This window comes from Enterobacter sp. GER_MD16_1505_Eko_090, from assembly GCF_003331015.1.
Taxonomy (GTDB): Bacteria; Pseudomonadota; Gammaproteobacteria; order Enterobacterales; family Enterobacteriaceae; genus Enterobacter; species Enterobacter roggenkampii.
In genome coordinates this window covers 1-17070 of sequence record NZ_PUQF01000025.1, presented here as the reverse complement: position 1 = coordinate 17070, position 17070 = coordinate 1, and the positions used below count along the sequence as shown (strand labels likewise).

General features: G+C 57.9%; 14 protein-coding genes and 1 pseudogene. 14 read left to right on the top strand and 1 reads right to left on the bottom strand.

The features are described from left to right. Position 1: 1 nt before the first annotated feature. The 9 genes from C6A40_RS21990 to C6A40_RS21950 all read left to right on the top strand — a co-directional run bounded on the left by C6A40_RS21990 (position 2) and on the right by C6A40_RS21950 (position 12180). A complete protein-coding gene (locus C6A40_RS21990; protein WP_114191414.1) occupies positions 2–433 on the top strand; it encodes an entry exclusion protein in 432 nt (143 codons plus the stop codon). Between the two features lie 74 nt (positions 434–507). Continuing rightward, positions 508–1182 (top strand): tetratricopeptide repeat protein, encoded by a 675-nt coding sequence (locus C6A40_RS21985; RefSeq protein WP_008324909.1) that lies wholly within the window; start codon positions 508–510, stop codon positions 1180–1182. A gap of 133 nt (positions 1183–1315) precedes the next feature. Continuing rightward, entirely contained in the window at positions 1316–3508 is a 2193-nt protein-coding gene (gene traD, locus C6A40_RS21980; protein ID WP_008324910.1) for a type IV conjugative transfer system coupling protein TraD, read from the top strand. Further along, the gene (gene traI, locus C6A40_RS21975) at positions 3508–8748 is read left to right on the top strand and encodes a conjugative transfer relaxase/helicase TraI (protein ID WP_023307204.1); all 5241 of its coding nucleotides are present in this window, start codon (positions 3508–3510) and stop codon (positions 8746–8748) included. Before traD ends, traI begins: the two co-directional genes overlap by 1 nt. Before the next feature lies 1 nt (position 8749). Next, on the top strand, positions 8750–9487 hold the full coding sequence (traX, locus tag C6A40_RS21970; RefSeq protein ID WP_008324912.1) for a type-F conjugative transfer system pilin acetylase TraX: 738 nt from the start codon (positions 8750–8752) through the stop codon (positions 9485–9487). 66 nt (positions 9488–9553) lie between these two features. Continuing rightward, entirely contained in the window at positions 9554–10273 is a 720-nt protein-coding gene (gene finO / locus C6A40_RS21965) for a fertility inhibition protein FinO (RefSeq protein WP_008324922.1), read from the top strand. After that, positions 10266–11057 (top strand): DsbA family protein, encoded by a 792-nt coding sequence (locus tag C6A40_RS21960; RefSeq protein ID WP_008324924.1) that lies wholly within the window; start codon positions 10266–10268, stop codon positions 11055–11057. Before finO ends, C6A40_RS21960 begins: the two co-directional genes overlap by 8 nt. Before the next feature lie 147 nt (positions 11058–11204). Next, positions 11205–11750: a phospholipase D family nuclease gene (locus C6A40_RS21955; protein ID WP_008324931.1), complete on the top strand. Its 546-nt coding sequence runs from the start codon at positions 11205–11207 to the stop codon at positions 11748–11750. Between the two features lie 151 nt (positions 11751–11901). Then, entirely contained in the window at positions 11902–12180 is a 279-nt protein-coding gene (locus tag C6A40_RS21950; protein ID WP_008324932.1) for a replication regulatory protein RepA, read from the top strand. Between the two features lie 35 nt (positions 12181–12215). Here the strand turns inward: C6A40_RS21950 and C6A40_RS25645 are convergent. Next, positions 12216–12319: pseudogene (locus tag C6A40_RS25645) on the bottom strand (replication protein RepA). A gap of 79 nt (positions 12320–12398) precedes the next feature. On the opposite strand from C6A40_RS25645, the gene tap reads away from it, so the two are divergent. From tap to C6A40_RS21910, 5 genes are all read left to right on the top strand, one after another. Then, the gene (gene tap, locus C6A40_RS25640) at positions 12399–12476 is read left to right on the top strand and encodes a RepA leader peptide Tap (RefSeq protein ID WP_011201829.1); all 78 of its coding nucleotides are present in this window, start codon (positions 12399–12401) and stop codon (positions 12474–12476) included. After that, positions 12457–13332 carry an incFII family plasmid replication initiator RepA gene (gene repA, locus C6A40_RS21935; RefSeq protein WP_085952537.1) on the top strand — a complete coding sequence of 292 codons (876 nt, stop codon included), beginning with the start codon at positions 12457–12459 and terminating at the stop codon, positions 13330–13332. Before tap ends, repA begins: the two co-directional genes overlap by 20 nt. Positions 13333–14529: 1197 nt before the next feature. After that, positions 14530–14853 (top strand): Tn7-like element transposition protein TnsE, encoded by a 324-nt coding sequence (locus tag C6A40_RS21920; protein ID WP_157843664.1) that lies wholly within the window; start codon positions 14530–14532, stop codon positions 14851–14853. A 163-nt stretch (positions 14854–15016) separates the two neighbouring features. Then, positions 15017–15925, top strand: coding sequence for a transcriptional regulator (locus C6A40_RS21915; protein ID WP_032676764.1), 909 nt, complete (start codon positions 15017–15019; stop codon positions 15923–15925). A gap of 14 nt (positions 15926–15939) precedes the next feature. After that, positions 15940–17031 carry a DUF262 domain-containing protein gene (locus C6A40_RS21910; protein WP_239006528.1) on the top strand — a complete coding sequence of 364 codons (1092 nt, stop codon included), beginning with the start codon at positions 15940–15942 and terminating at the stop codon, positions 17029–17031. The last annotated feature ends 39 nt before the right edge of the window (positions 17032–17070 follow it).

The following is a 17070-nucleotide window of genomic DNA, read 5'->3' as shown; positions in this document are numbered from 1 at the left end:
GATGAGAAATCTGCTTCAGATATTCATGGTAGTGTTGTTTCAGTCTATTGCTTGTTATCTGGCTGGATGGTTAGTTACGGAGGTGGTATTCATTGGTGCAACTGTGCTCTTATGGCAAGGATTGTTCATCTATTTGTTTTATAAAATATCTAAGAATAAAGGCAGTGTTGAACCCTACACATACAACAGGGTAGTTTGCTATGTGATAATGCCTATATGTTCACTGGCTCCTCCTCTTGTTACTTTTTTTGTATTCATTGTGGGTACATTGATGGATTTATATAAGGTTAGCGGGTGTATAAGCATCAAAGAGTGGCTTGAAAAAAACAAGGTAGATGGCGCCCACTCTATAAATAATGACTTTGAATCCGTGGACTTTGATAATGTTAATTATAATCCGGAAAGTAATTATCCAATGGGTTGGAAGCGTTAGATTGAGTTGTAGGATTTCATAGTCAGTTTCATGGTTGTGTATGGATATAATATTTAGTTTTATGGAGGTAAACAATGCGAGTGTTCTATGGGATGTTGGGAGTTTTTGTTTTCCTGTCGTGTACCTTGAGTGTAAGGGCTAGCGACGACTACTACACTAACTTAAAAAAAGATGCGAATTCTGGAAACGCATTAGCTCAATATAAGCTAGGTGCAATGTATTTGGTCGTATCTGGTGATTATAAAAAAGCTTTTTATTGGACTAATAAGTCGGCGATTCAGGGTAATTCAGATGCCCAAAATAACCTAGGTCTGCTCTATTATTATGGGCAAGGTGTTGATAAAAATATAAAAAAAGCAGGCTATTGGTGGGGGAAGGCAGCAGATGCAGGGAATGCATCTGCTCAGAATGACTTGGCAATGCTTTATAAAAATGGATTATTGAAAGATGCCCGTTGTGATAAAATAATGGATTTGCTTAACTCCTCAGCTCAAAAAGATTTTGAGTTGGCATATTTGAATATTGGAAACCTGTATTCTACAGGTGAGTGTGTTAATAGGGATATGCACGAGGCGGTGATCTGGTGGGAGAAAGCATCCATTAAAAATAACGGACAGGCTGAGTTTAATTTGGCAGGGGCTTATATGAGAGGTGATGGTGTATTTCCAGGTTCTGGAATGGCAGATATCTATTTGAAAAAATCATGCTCACATGGATATGCAGGAGCGTGTGATTTACTTAAAAAATAACATTCATTATTAATAATCTCCCCGCCTTTAGTTAAATGATGTCATCCTAGTGTTTTGTAACGGATGACATTAAATCAATTGCTTTCTGAAATCATGGTCGCTATACATATAGACCAACCTCTATGAGGCTAATATGAGTTTTAATGCTAAGGATATGACCCAGGGCGGTCAGATCGCGAGCATGCGTATCCGTATGTTCAGTCAAATTGCCAATATCATCGTGTACTGTCTCGTCATTCTCTTCGGCATCATTGTCGCGATTACGCTGTCGGTTAAACTGACCTGGCAGACGTTCGTGAACGGCATGGTTTATTACTGGTGTCAGACGCTGGCCCCCATGCGCGATATTTTTAAATCCCAGCCTGTCTATACCATCCGTTATTACGGCCATGAGCTGAAGTACAACGCGCAGCAAATACTGCAGGACAAATATATCCAGTGGTGCGCCGACCAGGTCTGGACGGCCTTTATTCTTGCTGCCATCATCGCGGCCGTGGTGTGCGTTATTACCTTCTTTGTCACCACCTGGATTCTGGGCCATCAGGGTAAGCAGCAGAGTGAGGACGAGATAACGGGAGGGCGCCAGCTGACTGACGACCCGAAAGCGGTGGCGAAAATGCTCAGGCGCGACGGTCTCGCATCCGACATCAAAATCGGTGAGCTGCCGCTTATTAAGGACTCGGAGATCCAGAACTTCTGTCTGCACGGTACCGTCGGGGCCGGTAAATCAGAAGTTATCCGCCGTCTGATGAACTACGCCCGCCAGCGTGGCGATATGGTCATCGTGTATGACCGCTCCTGTGAGTTCGTCAAAAGCTACTATGATCCGGCCACAGATAAAATCCTTAACCCGCTGGATGCGCGCTGCGCTGCATGGGACCTGTGGCGGGAGTGCCTGACGCAGCCTGACTTCGACAACGTTTCCAACACGCTTATTCCTATGGGCACGAAGGAAGACCCCTTCTGGCAGGGGTCGGGACGTACCATCTTTGCCGAAGCCGCATATCTGATGCGCAACGACAAGGACCGCAGCTACAGCAAGCTGGTCGACACGCTGCTTTCCATCAAGATTGAGAAGCTGCGCTCGTACCTGAAAAACTCCCCGGCGGCGAACCTGGTGGAAGAGAAAATCGAGAAAACGGCCATCTCCATCCGCGCCGTGCTGACCAACTACGTCAAGGCTATCCGCTACCTGCAGGGCATCGAAAATAACGGCGAGTCATTCACCATACGCGACTGGATGCGCGGCGTTCGTGAGGATGGTAAAAACGGCTGGCTGTTTATCTCCTCCAATGCTGACACCCACGCTTCCCTCAAGCCGGTTATCTCCATGTGGTTGTCCATCGCCATTCGCGGGCTGCTGGCGATGGGGGAAAACCGTAACCGCCGCGTGTGGATCTTCGCCGACGAGCTGCCTACCCTGCACAAGCTGCCGGACCTGGTTGAGATCCTGCCGGAGGCGCGTAAGTTTGGCGGCTGCTACGTCATTGGCATTCAGTCCTACGCCCAGCTGGAAGATATTTACGGGCAGAAGCCGGCGGAAACGCTGTTCGACGTGCTGAACACCCGTGCCTTCTTCCGCTCGCCGTCGCGCAATATCGCCGAGTTCGCCGCTGGCGAAATCGGTGAAAAAGAAATCCTCAAGGCGTCCGAGCAGTATTCCTACGGTGTGGACCCGGTACGCGACGGTACCTCGGTCGGCAAGGACATGGAGCGCGTCACCCTGGTGAGTTACTCCGACGTCCAGACGTTGCCGGATCTCTCCTGCTACGTCACGCTTCCCGGACCTTATCCTGCCGTGAAAATGGCGCTGAAGTATCAGCAGCGTCCAAAGGTGGCACCGGAATTCATTCCGCGCACCATCGACGGGAAAGCGGAGGAACGCCTGAATGCCGCGCTGGCTGCACGTGAACATGAATCCCGCAGCATCGCCATGCTCTTTGAACCGGATGCCGATGTTGTCGCGCCAGAGGGCGGTGCGGAGAATGTTGGTCAGCCACAGCAGCCACAGCAGCCACAGCAGCCACAGCAGCCACAGCAGCCACAGCAACTGACGCCCGCGCCCCGCGCTGCAGACGCGGCATCCGTAGCAGGTGCGGCAGGCGCCGGCGGTGTGGAGCCTGAGCTGAAGACAAAGGCGGAAGAGGCAGAGCAGCTGCCGCCCGGCATCAGTGAAAGCGGTGAAGTAGTGGATATGGCGGCATGGGAGGCGTGGCAGGCGGAGCAGGACGAACTGTCTCCTCAGGAGAGGCAGCGTCGTGAAGAAGTGAACATCAACGTTCACCGGGCGCCTGAAAAGGATCTTGAGCCGGGAGGATACATCTGATGATGAGCATCGGATCGGTAAAATCCGCCGGCAGCGCGGGCAATTATTACACCGACAAGGACAACTACTACGTTATCGGTAGTATGGGCGAGCGCTGGGCCGGAAAAGGGGCTGAAGCGCTGGGGCTCAGCGGCGGGGTGGACCAGAAGGTCTTTACGAAGGTTCTGGAGGGACGCCTGCCGGACGGCAGCGACCTCAGCCGGACTCAGGACGGGGCGAACAAACACCGTCCGGGCTACGACTTCACCTTCTCTGCGCCCAAAAGTGTCTCCGTGATGGCCATGCTGGGAGGCGACAAGCGTCTTATTGAGGCACACAACCGCGCGGTGGAGACCGCCATTAAGCAGATAGAGGCAATGGCCTCCACGCGGGTTATGACGGAGGGCAGGAGCGAGACGCAGCTGACCGGCAACCTGGTGATGGCGCTGTTTAACCACGATACCAGCCGCGACCAGGAGCCGCAGCTGCACACCCACGCGGTGGTGGCCAATGCCACTCAGCATGGCGATGAGTGGCGAACGCTCAGCAGCGACAAAGTGGGTAAAACCGGGTTTATTGAGAATATCTACGCCAACCAGATTGCCTTTGGCCGCCTGTATCGTGCCGCGCTGAAGGATGACGTCGCGGCGATGGGCTATGAGACTGAGACGGTCGGCAAACACGGCATGTGGGAGCTGAAGGGCGTACCGACGGAGCCGTATTCCAGCCGCAGCAGGACCATCAGCGAGGCGGTCGGGGATGACGCGTCCCTGAAGTCCCGCGACGTGGCGGCGCTCGATACCCGCCAGTCGAAGCAGAAGGTTGACCCCGAACAGCGCATGGCCGAGTGGATGCATACCCTGAAAGAGACGGGGTTTGACATTAAAGCCTACCGTGAGGCGGCAGACCTGCGGGTTGTGCAGGGGAATATTCCCGCAACGACGCCTGAAGCCATTGATATTAACAGCAGCGTCGGGCAGGCCATCGCGATGCTGAGCGACCGGCGGGCGCGGTTCACGTATTCCGAACTGCTGGCCACCACCCTCGGGCAGCTGCCCGCGCGGTCGGGCATGGTGGAGATGGCGCGTGACGGCATCGATGCGGCGATAAAAAATGAGCAGCTCATCCCGCTGGATAAAGAGAAGGGGCTGTTTACCTCGAACATCCACGTGCTGGATGAGCTGTCGGTGTCGGCGATGACCCGCGATTTACAGCGGACGGGGCAGGCCGACATTTTTCCGGATAAAAGCGTGCCCCGCAGCCGGTCATACAGCGATGCCGTGAGTGTCCTGGCCCAGGACCGTCCGCCGGTGGCGATCATTTCGGGTCAGGGCGGGGCGGCCGGCCAGCGTGAGCGCGTGGCGGAGCTGACGATGATGGCGCGCGAACAGGGGCGTGACGTGCAGATTATCGCCGCCGACAGGCGTTCGCGCAGCGCCCTTATGCAGGATGAGCGCCTCAGCGGCGAGCATATCACCGACAGGCGGGGGCTGACGGAGGGCATGGCCTTTACGCCCGGCAGCACGCTGATTGTGGACCAGGGGGAGAAGCTGACCCTGAAAGAAACGCTCACGCTGCTCGACGGTGCGCTGCGCCATAACGTCCAGCTGCTGATTGCCGACAGCGGCCAGCGCACCGGGACCGGCAGCGCCCTCACCGTCATGAAGGAAGCGGGAGTGAGCACGCTCGCGTGGCAGGGCGGTGAGAAGACGCAGGTCTCGGTTATCAGCGAGCCTGACCGGCGGCAGCGGTATGACCGCCTGGCCGCTGACTTTGCCCGAAGCGTCCGCGCAGGTGAACACAGCGTGGCGCAGGTCACCGGTCCGCGCGAGCAGGCGGTGCTCGCAGGCGTAGTCCGCGAGGCGCTTAAGGCGGAAAAGGTGCTGGGCGAGCGGGAGGTCAGTATCACCACGCTGGAGCCGGTCTGGCTCGACAGCCGCCATCAGCAGGTGCGCGACCACTACCGGGAGGGGATGGTCATGGAGCGCTGGAATGCCGAAGAGCGCAGCCGGGAACGCTTTGTCATTGACCGCGTGACGGGCCGCAACAACAGCCTGACGCTGCGCAACGCCCAGGGTGAGACGCGGGTGACCCGCCTGTCTGAACTCAACAGCAGCTGGTCGCTGTACCGCACCGGCACGCTGCAGGTGGCCGAAGGCGACCGTCTGGCAGTGCTGGGTCAGGCGCAGGGGACGCGGCTCAGGGGAGGCGATACGGTGACCGTTAAGGCGCTCGGGGAGGCGGGGCTCGTCGTCAGCCTGCCGGGGCGTAAGGCGGACGTGGTCCTGCCCGCCGGCGACAGCCCGTTTACCGCCGCGAAGGTGGTTCAAGGCTGGGTGGAGTCGCCGGGCCGCTCGGTGAGCGACAGCGCCACGGTTTTTGCCTCGCTGTCGCAGCGCGAGCTGGATAACACCACGCTGAACAAACTGGCGCTCAGCGGCCGGGCGGTGCGGCTCTATTCCGCGCAGACGGCGCAGAAAACGACGGAGAAGCTGTCGCGTCAGTCTGCCTGGAGCGTCGTGTCCGAACAGATTAAGGATGCGGCGGGGCATGACAGGCTCGATGATGCCCTGGCGCACCAGAAGGCCGGTCTGCACACGCCGGAGCAGCAGGCTATCCATCTGGCCATTCCGGTGCTGGAGGGGAACGGCCTGGCGTTCACGAAGCCGCAACTGATGGCCGCCGCGAAAGAATTTGAGCAGGACAGCCTCAGCCTGCAGGCCATCGAAAAGGAAGCGGACCGTCAGGTGCGCAGCGGCGACCTGCTGTCGGTGCCGGTATCGCCGGGAAACGGCCTGCAGCTGCTGGTCTCACGCCAGTCGTACAACGCTGAAAAAAGCATTATCCGCCACGTCCTTGAGGGAAAGGAGGCCGTCACCCCGCTGATGGATAAGGTTCCGGACGCGCAGCTGGCGGGCCTGACCGACGGGCAGCGGAACGCCACGCGCATGATACTTGAATCCCCCGACCGCTTTACCCTGGTGCAGGGCTACGCCGGGGTGGGTAAAACCACCCAGTTCCGGGCAGTCATGTCGGCCATCGGCACGCTGCCGGAACGGGAGCAGCCGCGCGTTATCGGCGTGGCCCCCACCCACCGGGCGGTGAGCGAGATGCGCGATGCGGGCGTGCCTGAAACGCAGACGCTGGCGGCCTTTATTCACGACACGCAGCAGCAGCTGCGCGGCGGCGAACGAACGGACTTCAGCAACGTGCTGTTTCTCGTGGATGAAAGCTCAATGGTCGGTAACGCCGACATGGCGAAGGCGTACAGCCTGATTGCCGGGGGCGGGGGGCGCGCGGTCTCCAGCGGGGATACCGACCAGCTGCAGTCCATTGCCCCGGGCCAGCCCTTCCGCCTGCTGCAGAAGCGCAGCGCCATTGACGTGGCGGTGATGCAGGAGATCGTCCGCCAGACGCCGGAACTAAAACCTGCCGTCTACAGCCTGATTAGCCGCGATATCGGCAGCGCCCTGACGACCATTGAGAGCGTGGCGCCGGCACAGGTGCCGCGCAGGGCGGATGCCTGGCAGCCGGACAGCTCCGTCATGGAGTTCAGCCGCGAACGGGAGGAGGCCATTGCGAAAGCCGTGGCGGCCGGCGACCTGATGCCCGGCGGGCAGCCCGCGACGCTGCTGGAGGCCATCGTGAAGGACTACACGGGGCGCACGTCAGAGGCGCAGGCGCAGACCATCGTTATCACCGCCCTGAACGCCGACCGCCGCCAGGTGAACGCCATGATTCATGACGCCCGTCAGGGTGCCGGCGAGGTGGGCGAAAAAGAGGTCACGCTGCCGGTTCTCACGCCTGCCAATATCCGCGACGGGGAGCTGCGGCGCATGGCAACGTGGGAGGCATCCCGCGACAGCCTGGTTCTGCTGGACAGCACCTATTACAGCATTGAGGCGCTGGACGGGGAGGCGCACCTGGTGATGCTGAAGGATGCGCAGGGCAACACCCGCAGCCTGTCGCCCGCGCAGGCGGCGACAGAGGGCGTCACGCTCTACCGTCAGGACACCATTACCGTGTCGGAAGGCGACCGGATGCGCTTTTCGAAAAGCGACAACGAGCGGGGCTTCGTGGCCAACAGCGTCTGGTCGGTCAGTGAGATAAAAGGTGACAGCGTCACGCTGTCGGACGGGAAACAGACCCGTACGCTCACGCCGTCAGCCGAGCAGGCAGAGCAGCACATCGACCTGGCCTATGCCGTCACCGTTGAAGGCTCACAGGGTGCGAGCGAGCCCTTCTCCATCTCCCTGCAGGGTACGGACGGCGGACGTAAGCGGATGGTGAGCTTCGAGTCAGCCTACGTGGCGCTGAGCCGCATGAAGCAGCACGCGCAGGTCTATACCGACAACCGGGATAAGTGGGTGGCCGCGATGGAAAAATCGCAGGCGAAAAGTACGGCGCATGACATTCTGGAGCCGCGCGGCGACCGCGCCGTCGCGAATGCCGCCCGCCTGACGGCGACGGCAAAAGCGCTGGGTGAGGTGCCTGCCGGTCGCGCCGCGCTGCGCCAGGCCGGGCTGCAGCCCGAGGGCTCGATGGCGAAATATATCTCGCCGGGGCGTAAATACCCGCAGCCGCACGTGGCGCTCCCGGCCTTCGACCGCAACGGCAGGAAGGCGGGCGTCTGGCTGAGCGCCCTGACGTCCGGAGACGGGCAGCTTAAGGGGCTCGCTGGTGAAGGCCGGGTGATGGGCAGCGGGGACGCGGCGTTTGCGGGTCTGCAGGCCAGCCGTAACGGCGAGTCGCTGCTGGCGCGGGATATGGAAGAGGGCGTGCGGCTCGCGAGGGAGAATCCGCAGAGCGGCGTGGTGGTGCGGCTCGAAGGCGAGGCGCGACCGTGGAACCCCGGCGCCATTACCGGCGGTCGGGTCTGGGCCGACGGCCTGCCCGATGCCACTGGTACGCAGCCCGCAGAAACGGTGCCGCCGGAGGTGCTGGCACAGCAGGCCCGGGAGGCTGAGGTGCAGCGGGAGCTGGATAAGCGTGCCGAAGAGGCGGTCCGCGAGATGGCCCGCAGCGGCGACAGGCCGGCCGGAGGGGCTGACGTCGCCGTCCGGGATGTGGTGCGGGATATGGATCGGATAAAAGAAACGCCGGCATCTCCCCTCACGCTGCCGGATGCGCCGGAAGAACGCCGCCGGGATGAGGCGGTGTCTCAGGTGGTGCGCGAGAGCGTGCAGCGGGACCGCCTGCAGCAGATGGAGCGCGAAACGGTGCGAGACCTTGAGCGTGAAAAGACCCTGGGAGGCGACTGATATGCGCGCTGAAAACCATCCGCTCTTCCCCCTTGTGGTGGTGGCCGACTGCTGGCTGCAGCGTCTGCTTGTGTGGACGCCGGGCCAGACCGACCTTATCAAAACCGTGGCGCTGCTGCTGATGGTGGCCGACCACATCAGCATGCTGTGCGGACTGGATAATGACTGGCTGCGTCTTGCCGGTCGGGGAGCGTTTCCGCTCTTTGGCCTGGTCTGGGCCATGAACCTCGCCCGCCATCCGCAGATTCAGCAGCGCGCCCTGAACCGGCTCTGGATATGGGCCGGGGTGGCGCAGGGCGGCTGGATACTGGCCGGGCTGCGCCCGGACCTGGGCAATATTCTGTTTGCCTTTGCGGTCAGCGGACAGGCACTGGCGATGATGCAGCGGCACGGGCCGCGCACGTGGCCGCTCTCCCTGATGCTGGTTCTGGCCTGGCTGCCGTTTTCGGCGGGAAGCTACGGGCTGGCGGGGGTAGTGATGCTGATGCTGGCCTGCGGCGTATGTATGACGGGCCGGCGCACCACGCGCACGGGGCTGGCGCTGTGTCTGGCACTGGCGATACTCGCGCTGAATGCCGCGGACAGCCCCGCCTTTGCCATCGCGGGTCTGGTAATACCCGGCGTTACCCTGACGGTGCTGAGCCGGACCTGTTGCCGCGTGCCGAGGTTCTGGCCGCGCGAATTTTTCCCGCTGTTCTACGCGGTGCACCTTGCCGTCATCGGACTGATGGTGATGTGATATCTGCCGTGTCAGAATAGGGTCAGTCAGGGGAGTATACGTGAAACAGATTTATCCGGAGGCAGGATGACAGAGCAGGGGCGCCCCACGCTGACGCTGCGCCGCAAAGCGGAGCCAGAAGGTCAGCGTGCCGTAAGCAACAGTGAACCGGACGGTGCGGGTCCGGGCCGGGTCACGCGTAAAAAGACCGTGGTGGTGAACACGACGCCTGCCTGGAAGGTCAGGAAGCAGGCGGTGGATGAGAGCGCGAAAAAGGCGCAGGCGGACGAGAAGGCCGCCAGAAAAGCAGAGAAAGCCCGGCAGTGGGCTGAGCGACAGGCCCAGGAGAGGGAGGCCATGCGGGCGGCCAGGCGCAAACCTGCCCCGGAACCGGTGTACCGGAAGGTCATGCCGCTTGCGGACGCGCTCGCGCTCCTGAAGCGTTGCTGGCCAGCCCTGGTGACGGACGGCCAGCCGCAGCTCCTGGCGGTCAACATCCGGGAGGCAATGGTCAATGACATTCGCCGGCGCGGGCTGGAGATTTCCGTGAAGACGCTGAAACGCTGCCTTGCCGCCGTCACCCGCTCGGATGCGTATCTGGGCGCCATGACGGTGGGCGCGTGGCGTAAAAACCTTGCCGGTGAACCGGTCGCAGCGGTGAGTGCGGAGGAGGCGGCGTATGCCGTGGAGCGCAGGGCTCAGGAGCACGCTAAACGACAGCGCAGGGCGGTTAGAAGCGTCGCCACCCGTGCACGGAACGAACTGATAACAACCGAGAAGAGAAAAACACAGGATGAACATGAATAAAACCCTTTCAGTCATGCTTGCCGCAGGCCTTCTGGTCTCCGGCGTGGCGGGGGCAGCAGAGAAACCTGCCGTTGCCTTTACCCCGGAACAGGAAGCCCGCATTGGTGAAATCGCGAAAGACTACCTGCTGGCTCATCCGGAAGTGCTGGTTGAGGTCAGCCAGAAGCTGCAGGCCCAACAGCAGGAGAAGCAGCAGCAGGCGATGACGGCCGCCGTGGTTCAGAATCAGGCAGCGCTGCTGAACGATAAAGGCACACCATCATATGGTCCTGCTGATGCGAAAGTGACGGTCGTTGAATTCTTTGATTACCAGTGCATCTACTGTGCCCGCCTGGCGCCGGAACTGGAGAAGGTAATAAAAGCTAACCCGGACGTGCGCTTTGTGTTCAAGGAATTCCCGATATTTGGCCAGCGCTGGCCGGCGTCGCTCAGTGCGGCGAAAACCGGGCTTCAGATCTGGAAGCAGAAGGGGGCCGATGCTTACCTTAACTATCACAACGCGATTTACGCTACCGCCCACAACGAGGGTAAGCTGACCGATGCTGATATCAGCGCGGCCGCAAAAGCCGTGAAGTTCGATGCGAAAACAGCCCCAGATGTTCAGGGGACCCTGGATGGCATAAACACACTTGCGCAGCAGCTGGGCTTCAGCGGTACCCCGGCCCTGGTGGTTCTCCCGTCAGCCGGCGCCAGTGCTGATAACGTGACGGTTATTCCGGGATACACCAGCGCGGAGGCCCTGCAGCAGGCCATCAGTCATGCTGCCGGTGATACCAAAAAATAATCAGGCGTCCGCCAACTGATACCGCTAAAAGAGACTGACGCCTTCGCCGTGCTCAGTTGTCCAACCCCGGAGAAGGGTAAAAGCAAGTTTTCCCCGTCTCCGGCGTTTCTGGTTAACACATCCGAACAGTATTTCTGAGGTTATTTAATGCGTAAGTTCACCTTTCGCCAGCTGGCCGTGTCCGGTCTGGTATGTCTTTCGCTGAGCTGTATTCAGCCCGCAGCAGCGGCATCCTCCGTTCAGGTCGGCTTTTCACCTGAAGGCAGCGCGTTGCAGCTGGTCCTTAAGACGATTGAGTCAGCACAGCAGGAAATTCGGCTGATGGGCTACTCATTTACGTCTCCGGAGGTGGTTAGTGCGCTTGTCAGGGCAAAACGTCGTGGTGTGGATGTGAAGATAGTGCTTGATGAAAAGGGCAACCGGAGCAAAGCCAGCCAGGCGGCGATGAACATCGTGGTGAACGCGGGAATTCCGCTGCGCACCAACGGTCGCTACGCCATCATGCATGACAAAGTCATTATTGTTGATAATCATACAGTTGAGGCTGGTAGCTTTAACTACACTCGCTCTGCTGCATCGCGGAATAGCGAGAATGTGCTGGTTATTAATGAGGTGCCGGAAGTGGCACAAACCTACCTTCAGCACTGGCAGTCGCGCTGGGACGGAGGAACGGACTGGCATTCTTCATACTAAGTCGCATCGTCATTTGATCCGCAATCTACATCTATCCTGGTGAACCATGCGCCAACATGGCTCACACCTTCGCGTAAAGTTAAGTCGCTGATTTCAGATATCTGTAGTATTCTCTGCAAACGATCCAAGTTTGATCCTTGAGGAGGCAGAGATGTCGCAGATCGAAAATGCAGTAACTTCCTCATCGAAAGAAAAGCGTTCTTACCGAAAAGGTAAGCCGATGTCGGCGAGTGAAAGACAGCTTGCCGCGATTGCGCGTAAACGTGAAACACATAAAGAAGTGAAGGTTTTTGTTAAAAATCCTCTTAAAGATTGGATGATTACGATCTGTGAAGAGGAAGGGCTCACTCAAGCTCAGTTTATTGAGACCTTACTCGAACGTGAACTTTCTGAACGCGGCGTTCTCGATGTAAAGACTTCACATTCTTGAACGTTTTCTCATTGGATGCTAGATTACTGATCGTTTTAGTGAATTCTTGGTTGGCCACGCCATAAGGTGGCAGGGAACTGGTTCTGATGAGGTGTCTACCCGGGACCAGAAAAGCAAAAACCCCGATAATCTTCACCAGGTTTGGCGACTAAGAGAAGATTAACGGGGCCTACTTAAACTGTATAGAAGCTGTTGCTCTATGCAGGGAGTATAGTTTTATGCTCAGAAAACTGCAATACCCGTTTCTGTGCCATTTACTCCTTCCGTGCAACATAAGTGCGGGAAGGTGTGACTGACGCCCAGACCCTGTTCTCCCATTACCGTCAGGTCAAAAACCCGAACCCGGCATTCACGCCGCGTGAAGGCAAAAAGACACTGCCGTTCTGTCGTAAGCTGATGGCGAAAGCCGAAGGCTTCACGTCCCGTTTTGACTTTTCCATCCATGTGGCGTTCTTACGCTCGCTGGGTAAACGTCACCGGATGCCGCCACTGTTGCGCCGCCGGGCCATCGATGCCCTGCTCCAGGGGCTGTGTTTCCACTATGACCCGCTGGCCAACCGCGTTCAGCGCTCCATCACCAATCTGGCCATCGAGTGCGGTCTCGCCACCGAGTCGAAAAGCGGTAATCTGTCCATCACCCGCGCCACGCGGGCGCTGACGTTTATGGCGGAGCTGGGGCTGATTACCTATCAGACCGAGTATGACCCGCAGATTGGCTGCAATATCCCGACCGATACCACCTTCACGCCGGCACTGTTCTCCGCGCTCGACGTCTCTGACGTGGCCGTTGTGGCCGCGAGGCGCAGCCGTGTGGAATGGGAGAATCAGCAGCGTAAGAAGCAGAACCTGAAGCCGCTGGAGATGGACGAGCTGATAGCGAAGGCCTGGCGGTTTGTGCGCGAACGGTTCCGCAGCTACCAGTCCGAACGTAAACAGCATGGCCTGAAGCGCGCCCGCGCCCGACGTGACGCGGACAGAGCCCGTAAGGACATTGTGACGCTGGTGAAACAGCAGCTGACGCGTGACTACGCCAAAGGGCGTTTCGTCGGCGACAGGGATGCTCTCCAGCGTGAGCTGGAGCGGCGCGTGAAAGAGCGCATGCTGATGTCGCGTGGTAACAACTACACGCGGCTGGCCACCGTCCCCATATAACCCTTCCTGTGTGAAAAATCCGGCTGGCGCCGGAGGGTTTCGCACGTCTGCAGTCCATCGTTGACGGTTTTCTGCACGAAATGACGGCCGTCCTTCCTGACATTCACCCCATTCCGCCATCAGAATGGCCAGAAATTGCATCAGAGTGGCCACATCTCGTCGCCAGATTCAGTTACCCACAAATAACTGCAAGGGACCTTTCCATAAGGTTACAACCGTTATGCTTACAGAGCGCCAGCCGACCTGATTTCAAAGTGCGTGGTTTCCTTTAAAAACCTGCTCTGTACTTCTTTTAAATATCTTTTATTTCATTCATATAAATATATAACCTGTTCGTCGCCTGACCTGTGGACAGGCTCCTGAAAATGCCCGCCCTTGCAGCGGACTCACGTCCGCGCCGGTTCGGCAACTGCCTAAAGTAGCTCCCATCGCTACGCGACGGGCCCCGGCACGGCACATATAGTTACAACATTCAAAATACTCACTCAAAAGCAGGAACAGTGCCTGCCTGAACCCTCACAGCCCCTCCCCACCACTGAAAAGCGAGGCCGCCCCGGGCCGAAGGCCCGGAACAACGTCGCTTTTAATGATGGGTGTTGTAACTAACCTTCTTCATCGCTTTAGGTGGAGCTGCGGTGAGTTTCTGAGTACACGCTCGTAAGCGGCCCTGACGGCCCGCTAACGCGGAGATACGCCACGGCTACGGCTTACGCCTTGCCGGGACCACTCCGACCGCGTACAGAGGCATCTGAGACGTTTTTAGCGGGTATAGCTTTGCAGCTACCGTGTTAAGTTCCCTGGTGTCGCTGAGATAGTTGATGAACATCCCCCTAAGCGTCAGCAGCAAGCTGCCGCCGCTAAGGCCCCGGAAATCACGCCCTTTACGTCGTAAACGCCGTAAAGCCCGCTCACCGGGGTTAAAAGGGATTACTTTGACTTCTTCATTGCTGTTAGCGGGTTAAGGCTAATCAGGGCAGGGGGTAGGGTGGCAGAATTTATAGCCCGGCAACCGGCTACGCCGGGCTTTCGGCGCCATTTGACTCCACAGACACATGTAACCTCATCTGGCGCCTCCATGCCGCTGACGCGGCATCCAGAAGTTTCCCGATGCTGTAAGTCTTAACGTCTGCTTTGTGCCAAAAGCGGAAGTAACTAACAGCAGTCTGTGTGAAAATACGGGGAGCAGGTTAAAGGTGCCTGGCCGTTGTTGAGGTGGAGTTGCAGGGCCGCACCTTCTATATCCTAGAAGTCGATACATCTGACGGTGTTTGTTCTCTATCAACTTTGCTATTACGGCTGAAGTCGCCTCTGGATTGGCCCAAGCAGCTTACGCTGTTGGCAGAAGAGTTAACCCAGAAATCACTGCACTGGCCAAATCAGCGGTTAAAAATGCTCTGCGGCAAGGATGGCTATTCCGGCATTCCTCACCCGCAGACCAAATCCGTGGATAAGGGCAAGTTGCATGAGGAGTCGATAGAGCACTGGGCGGCAAGATTTCACAGTTGGATGACATCAATCTAACGTATTGAAGAGATTTAATACAAGACGAACTATGTCTACGTTTGAGGCTTTATATCTTGTTGTTATAGTAAAGATGGTGCATGATTGTAATCAATTTGATGATAACAATAGCGCTATATGGATCACATCACTACATTCTCCTTTCATTTCATAGCTGCGGCACATGATTAGTTCTCCCTCTAAACGGGTCGAGGATTTGAGCCTTGCCCAGCGCGAGCGGCTGGCCTACATCGACTTCCAGCTCTACTTCTTCGGTGATATTGGGCGCCCAGACCTGATTGAGCGCTTCGGTGTGGCGCCGGCAGGGGCAACTCGCGATCTGGCTCTTTACCGGGAAATCGCACCGCAGAACATTGAATTCGATGGTAGCAACAAGATCTACCGCATAGGCAAGGCGTTTGTTCCAATTTTCGAGCACTCGACGCAACGTGTTTTGTCGACACTCGCGCTTGGGTTTGGAGATGGTGTGAACGTCGACTCGCGGCCGCTGCTGCCATGCGAGTCTCCAGTGGCTTTGAGCTGCCCACGGATGGATGTGCTGGCCCCAATCTGCCGGGCTATCCACGCCAAGCGGCCAGTAGCCATCCGCTACCACTCAATGAGCAGCGGTGAGACCGAGCGGATCATTGTGCCCTTTGCGCTGGTCGATACCGGCCTGCGCTGGCACGTCCGAGCTTTTGATCGCAAGAGTGGCGAGTTCCGCGACTTCGTTGTCACCCGCATTGAAGCGCCTATCCTGCTTGATGAAGAACCCAAGGCTAACGAGCGTTCGGACAACGACATTCAGTGGACTCGGATCGTGGAGTTGGACTTAGTGCCTCATCCGCGCTTTGCGCGTCCCGAGGTCATCAAGATGGACTACGGGATGACCAACGGGTCGATCAAGATGCGCGTGCGGGCTGCTGTTGCGGGCTACATGCTGCTGCACTGGAGCGTGGACTGCTCGCCTGACCATCGCCTCAAAGAAGAACAGTATCGCCTATGGCTTAGCGATCCGCTGGTGCTGTACGGAGTCGAGAGCGCCAAGCTGGCTCCAGGATACCAAGCCCTGAGCAGTTCCAAGGGATCATAGGAAAGAGGAAAACAATGGCCAAGACACTTGAAGCCCACGACAAACTGATCCGCGAGATCTTCGAAGGCAGCTACCAGTTCGAGATTCCGGACTACCAGCGTCCCTATGCCTGGACAACCGAGCAGGCCACAGAGCTGTTCGATGATCTGCACTCGGCGATGCTGGATGCGCGTGTCTCCGGTGCAACCAGCCAATACTTCCTCGGCAGTATCGTTCTGATCAAGAACGACCGAGAGCCCAAATCGTCGGTGGTCGATGGCCAGCAGCGCCTGTCGACGCTGACGATGCTGTTTGCAGTGCTGCGCGAGGCCATGCCGCACGCAGCCGACGACATCACCGATTTCCTCTACAAGAAGGGCAAGGTCAGCCTCGGCGAGAAAAATGAATACCGCCTGACCGCCCGCGAGGAGGATGTCGACTTCTTTCGCACCAACATTCAAGAGCCGGGCGGCATCGCACAGTTGGTCACTAGCACCGACAAGCTGGAAGACAGCCGACTTCGATACCGCGAAAACGCCATGCTGCTGCTTGCCAAAGCCAAGGCGCTACCGCCCGCCGATCTGATCGCACTGTGGCAGTTCCTGGCCAACAACTGCTCGCTGGTTGTTATCTCCACGCCCGATCTTGAAGCTGCCTACCGCATCTTTTCCGTGCTCAATAATCGGGGGCTTGACCTCGCGCCTATCGACATCATCAAGGCGCAGGTTCTGGGCCTAATCCGCACCACGGCAGGCGACATTAAGAGTCGGGTCTATGCCAAGGAGTGGAGTCGCATCGAAACCTCACTGGGCCGTGACGCCTTTGGTGATCTGTTCGGTCACATCCGTAGCATCTATGCGAAGAAGAAGCAGAAGTACATTTTGGTCAAGGAATTCCAAGAGCACGTCACCGAGTACAATAACCCTATCGCCCTGATCGACTCCGTCATCAAACCTTATGCAGAAGTATGGGACTTCGTGCGCGACGCTGACTTTGAGGCGACCGAGCACGCCGAGACGATCAACGAGCACCTGTTCTGGCTCAACCGCGTGGACTTTAAGGACTGGGTACCCCCGGCACTGGTGTATTTGGGGTCTGAGGGCCAATGGAACGAAAACGTACGCTAAGGAAATAACCAATTGTTATAATTGATATTATTCATTCTT

What these genes read in the sequence shown, in the direction of transcription:
- C6A40_RS21990 (WP_114191414.1), top strand. Translation starts at nt 2, where the DNA reads ATGAGAAATCTGCTTCAGATATTCATGGTAGTGTTGTTTCAGTCTATT.
- C6A40_RS21985 (WP_008324909.1), top strand. Translation starts at nt 508, where the DNA reads ATGCGAGTGTTCTATGGGATGTTGGGAGTTTTTGTTTTCCTGTCGTGT.
- traD (WP_008324910.1), top strand. Translation starts at nt 1,316, where the DNA reads ATGAGTTTTAATGCTAAGGATATGACCCAGGGCGGTCAGATCGCGAGC.
- traI (WP_023307204.1), top strand. Translation starts at nt 3,508, where the DNA reads ATGATGAGCATCGGATCGGTAAAATCCGCCGGCAGCGCGGGCAATTAT.
- traX (WP_008324912.1), top strand. Translation starts at nt 8,750, where the DNA reads ATGCGCGCTGAAAACCATCCGCTCTTCCCCCTTGTGGTGGTGGCCGAC.
- finO (WP_008324922.1), top strand. Translation starts at nt 9,554, where the DNA reads ATGACAGAGCAGGGGCGCCCCACGCTGACGCTGCGCCGCAAAGCGGAG.
- C6A40_RS21960 (WP_008324924.1), top strand. Translation starts at nt 10,266, where the DNA reads ATGAATAAAACCCTTTCAGTCATGCTTGCCGCAGGCCTTCTGGTCTCC.
- C6A40_RS21955 (WP_008324931.1), top strand. Translation starts at nt 11,205, where the DNA reads ATGCGTAAGTTCACCTTTCGCCAGCTGGCCGTGTCCGGTCTGGTATGT.
- C6A40_RS21950 (WP_008324932.1), top strand. Translation starts at nt 11,902, where the DNA reads ATGTCGCAGATCGAAAATGCAGTAACTTCCTCATCGAAAGAAAAGCGT.
- tap (WP_011201829.1), top strand. Translation starts at nt 12,399, where the DNA reads ATGCTCAGAAAACTGCAATACCCGTTTCTGTGCCATTTACTCCTTCCG.
- C6A40_RS21915 (WP_032676764.1), top strand. Translation starts at nt 15,017, where the DNA reads ATGATTAGTTCTCCCTCTAAACGGGTCGAGGATTTGAGCCTTGCCCAG.
- C6A40_RS21910 (WP_239006528.1), top strand. Translation starts at nt 15,940, where the DNA reads ATGGCCAAGACACTTGAAGCCCACGACAAACTGATCCGCGAGATCTTC.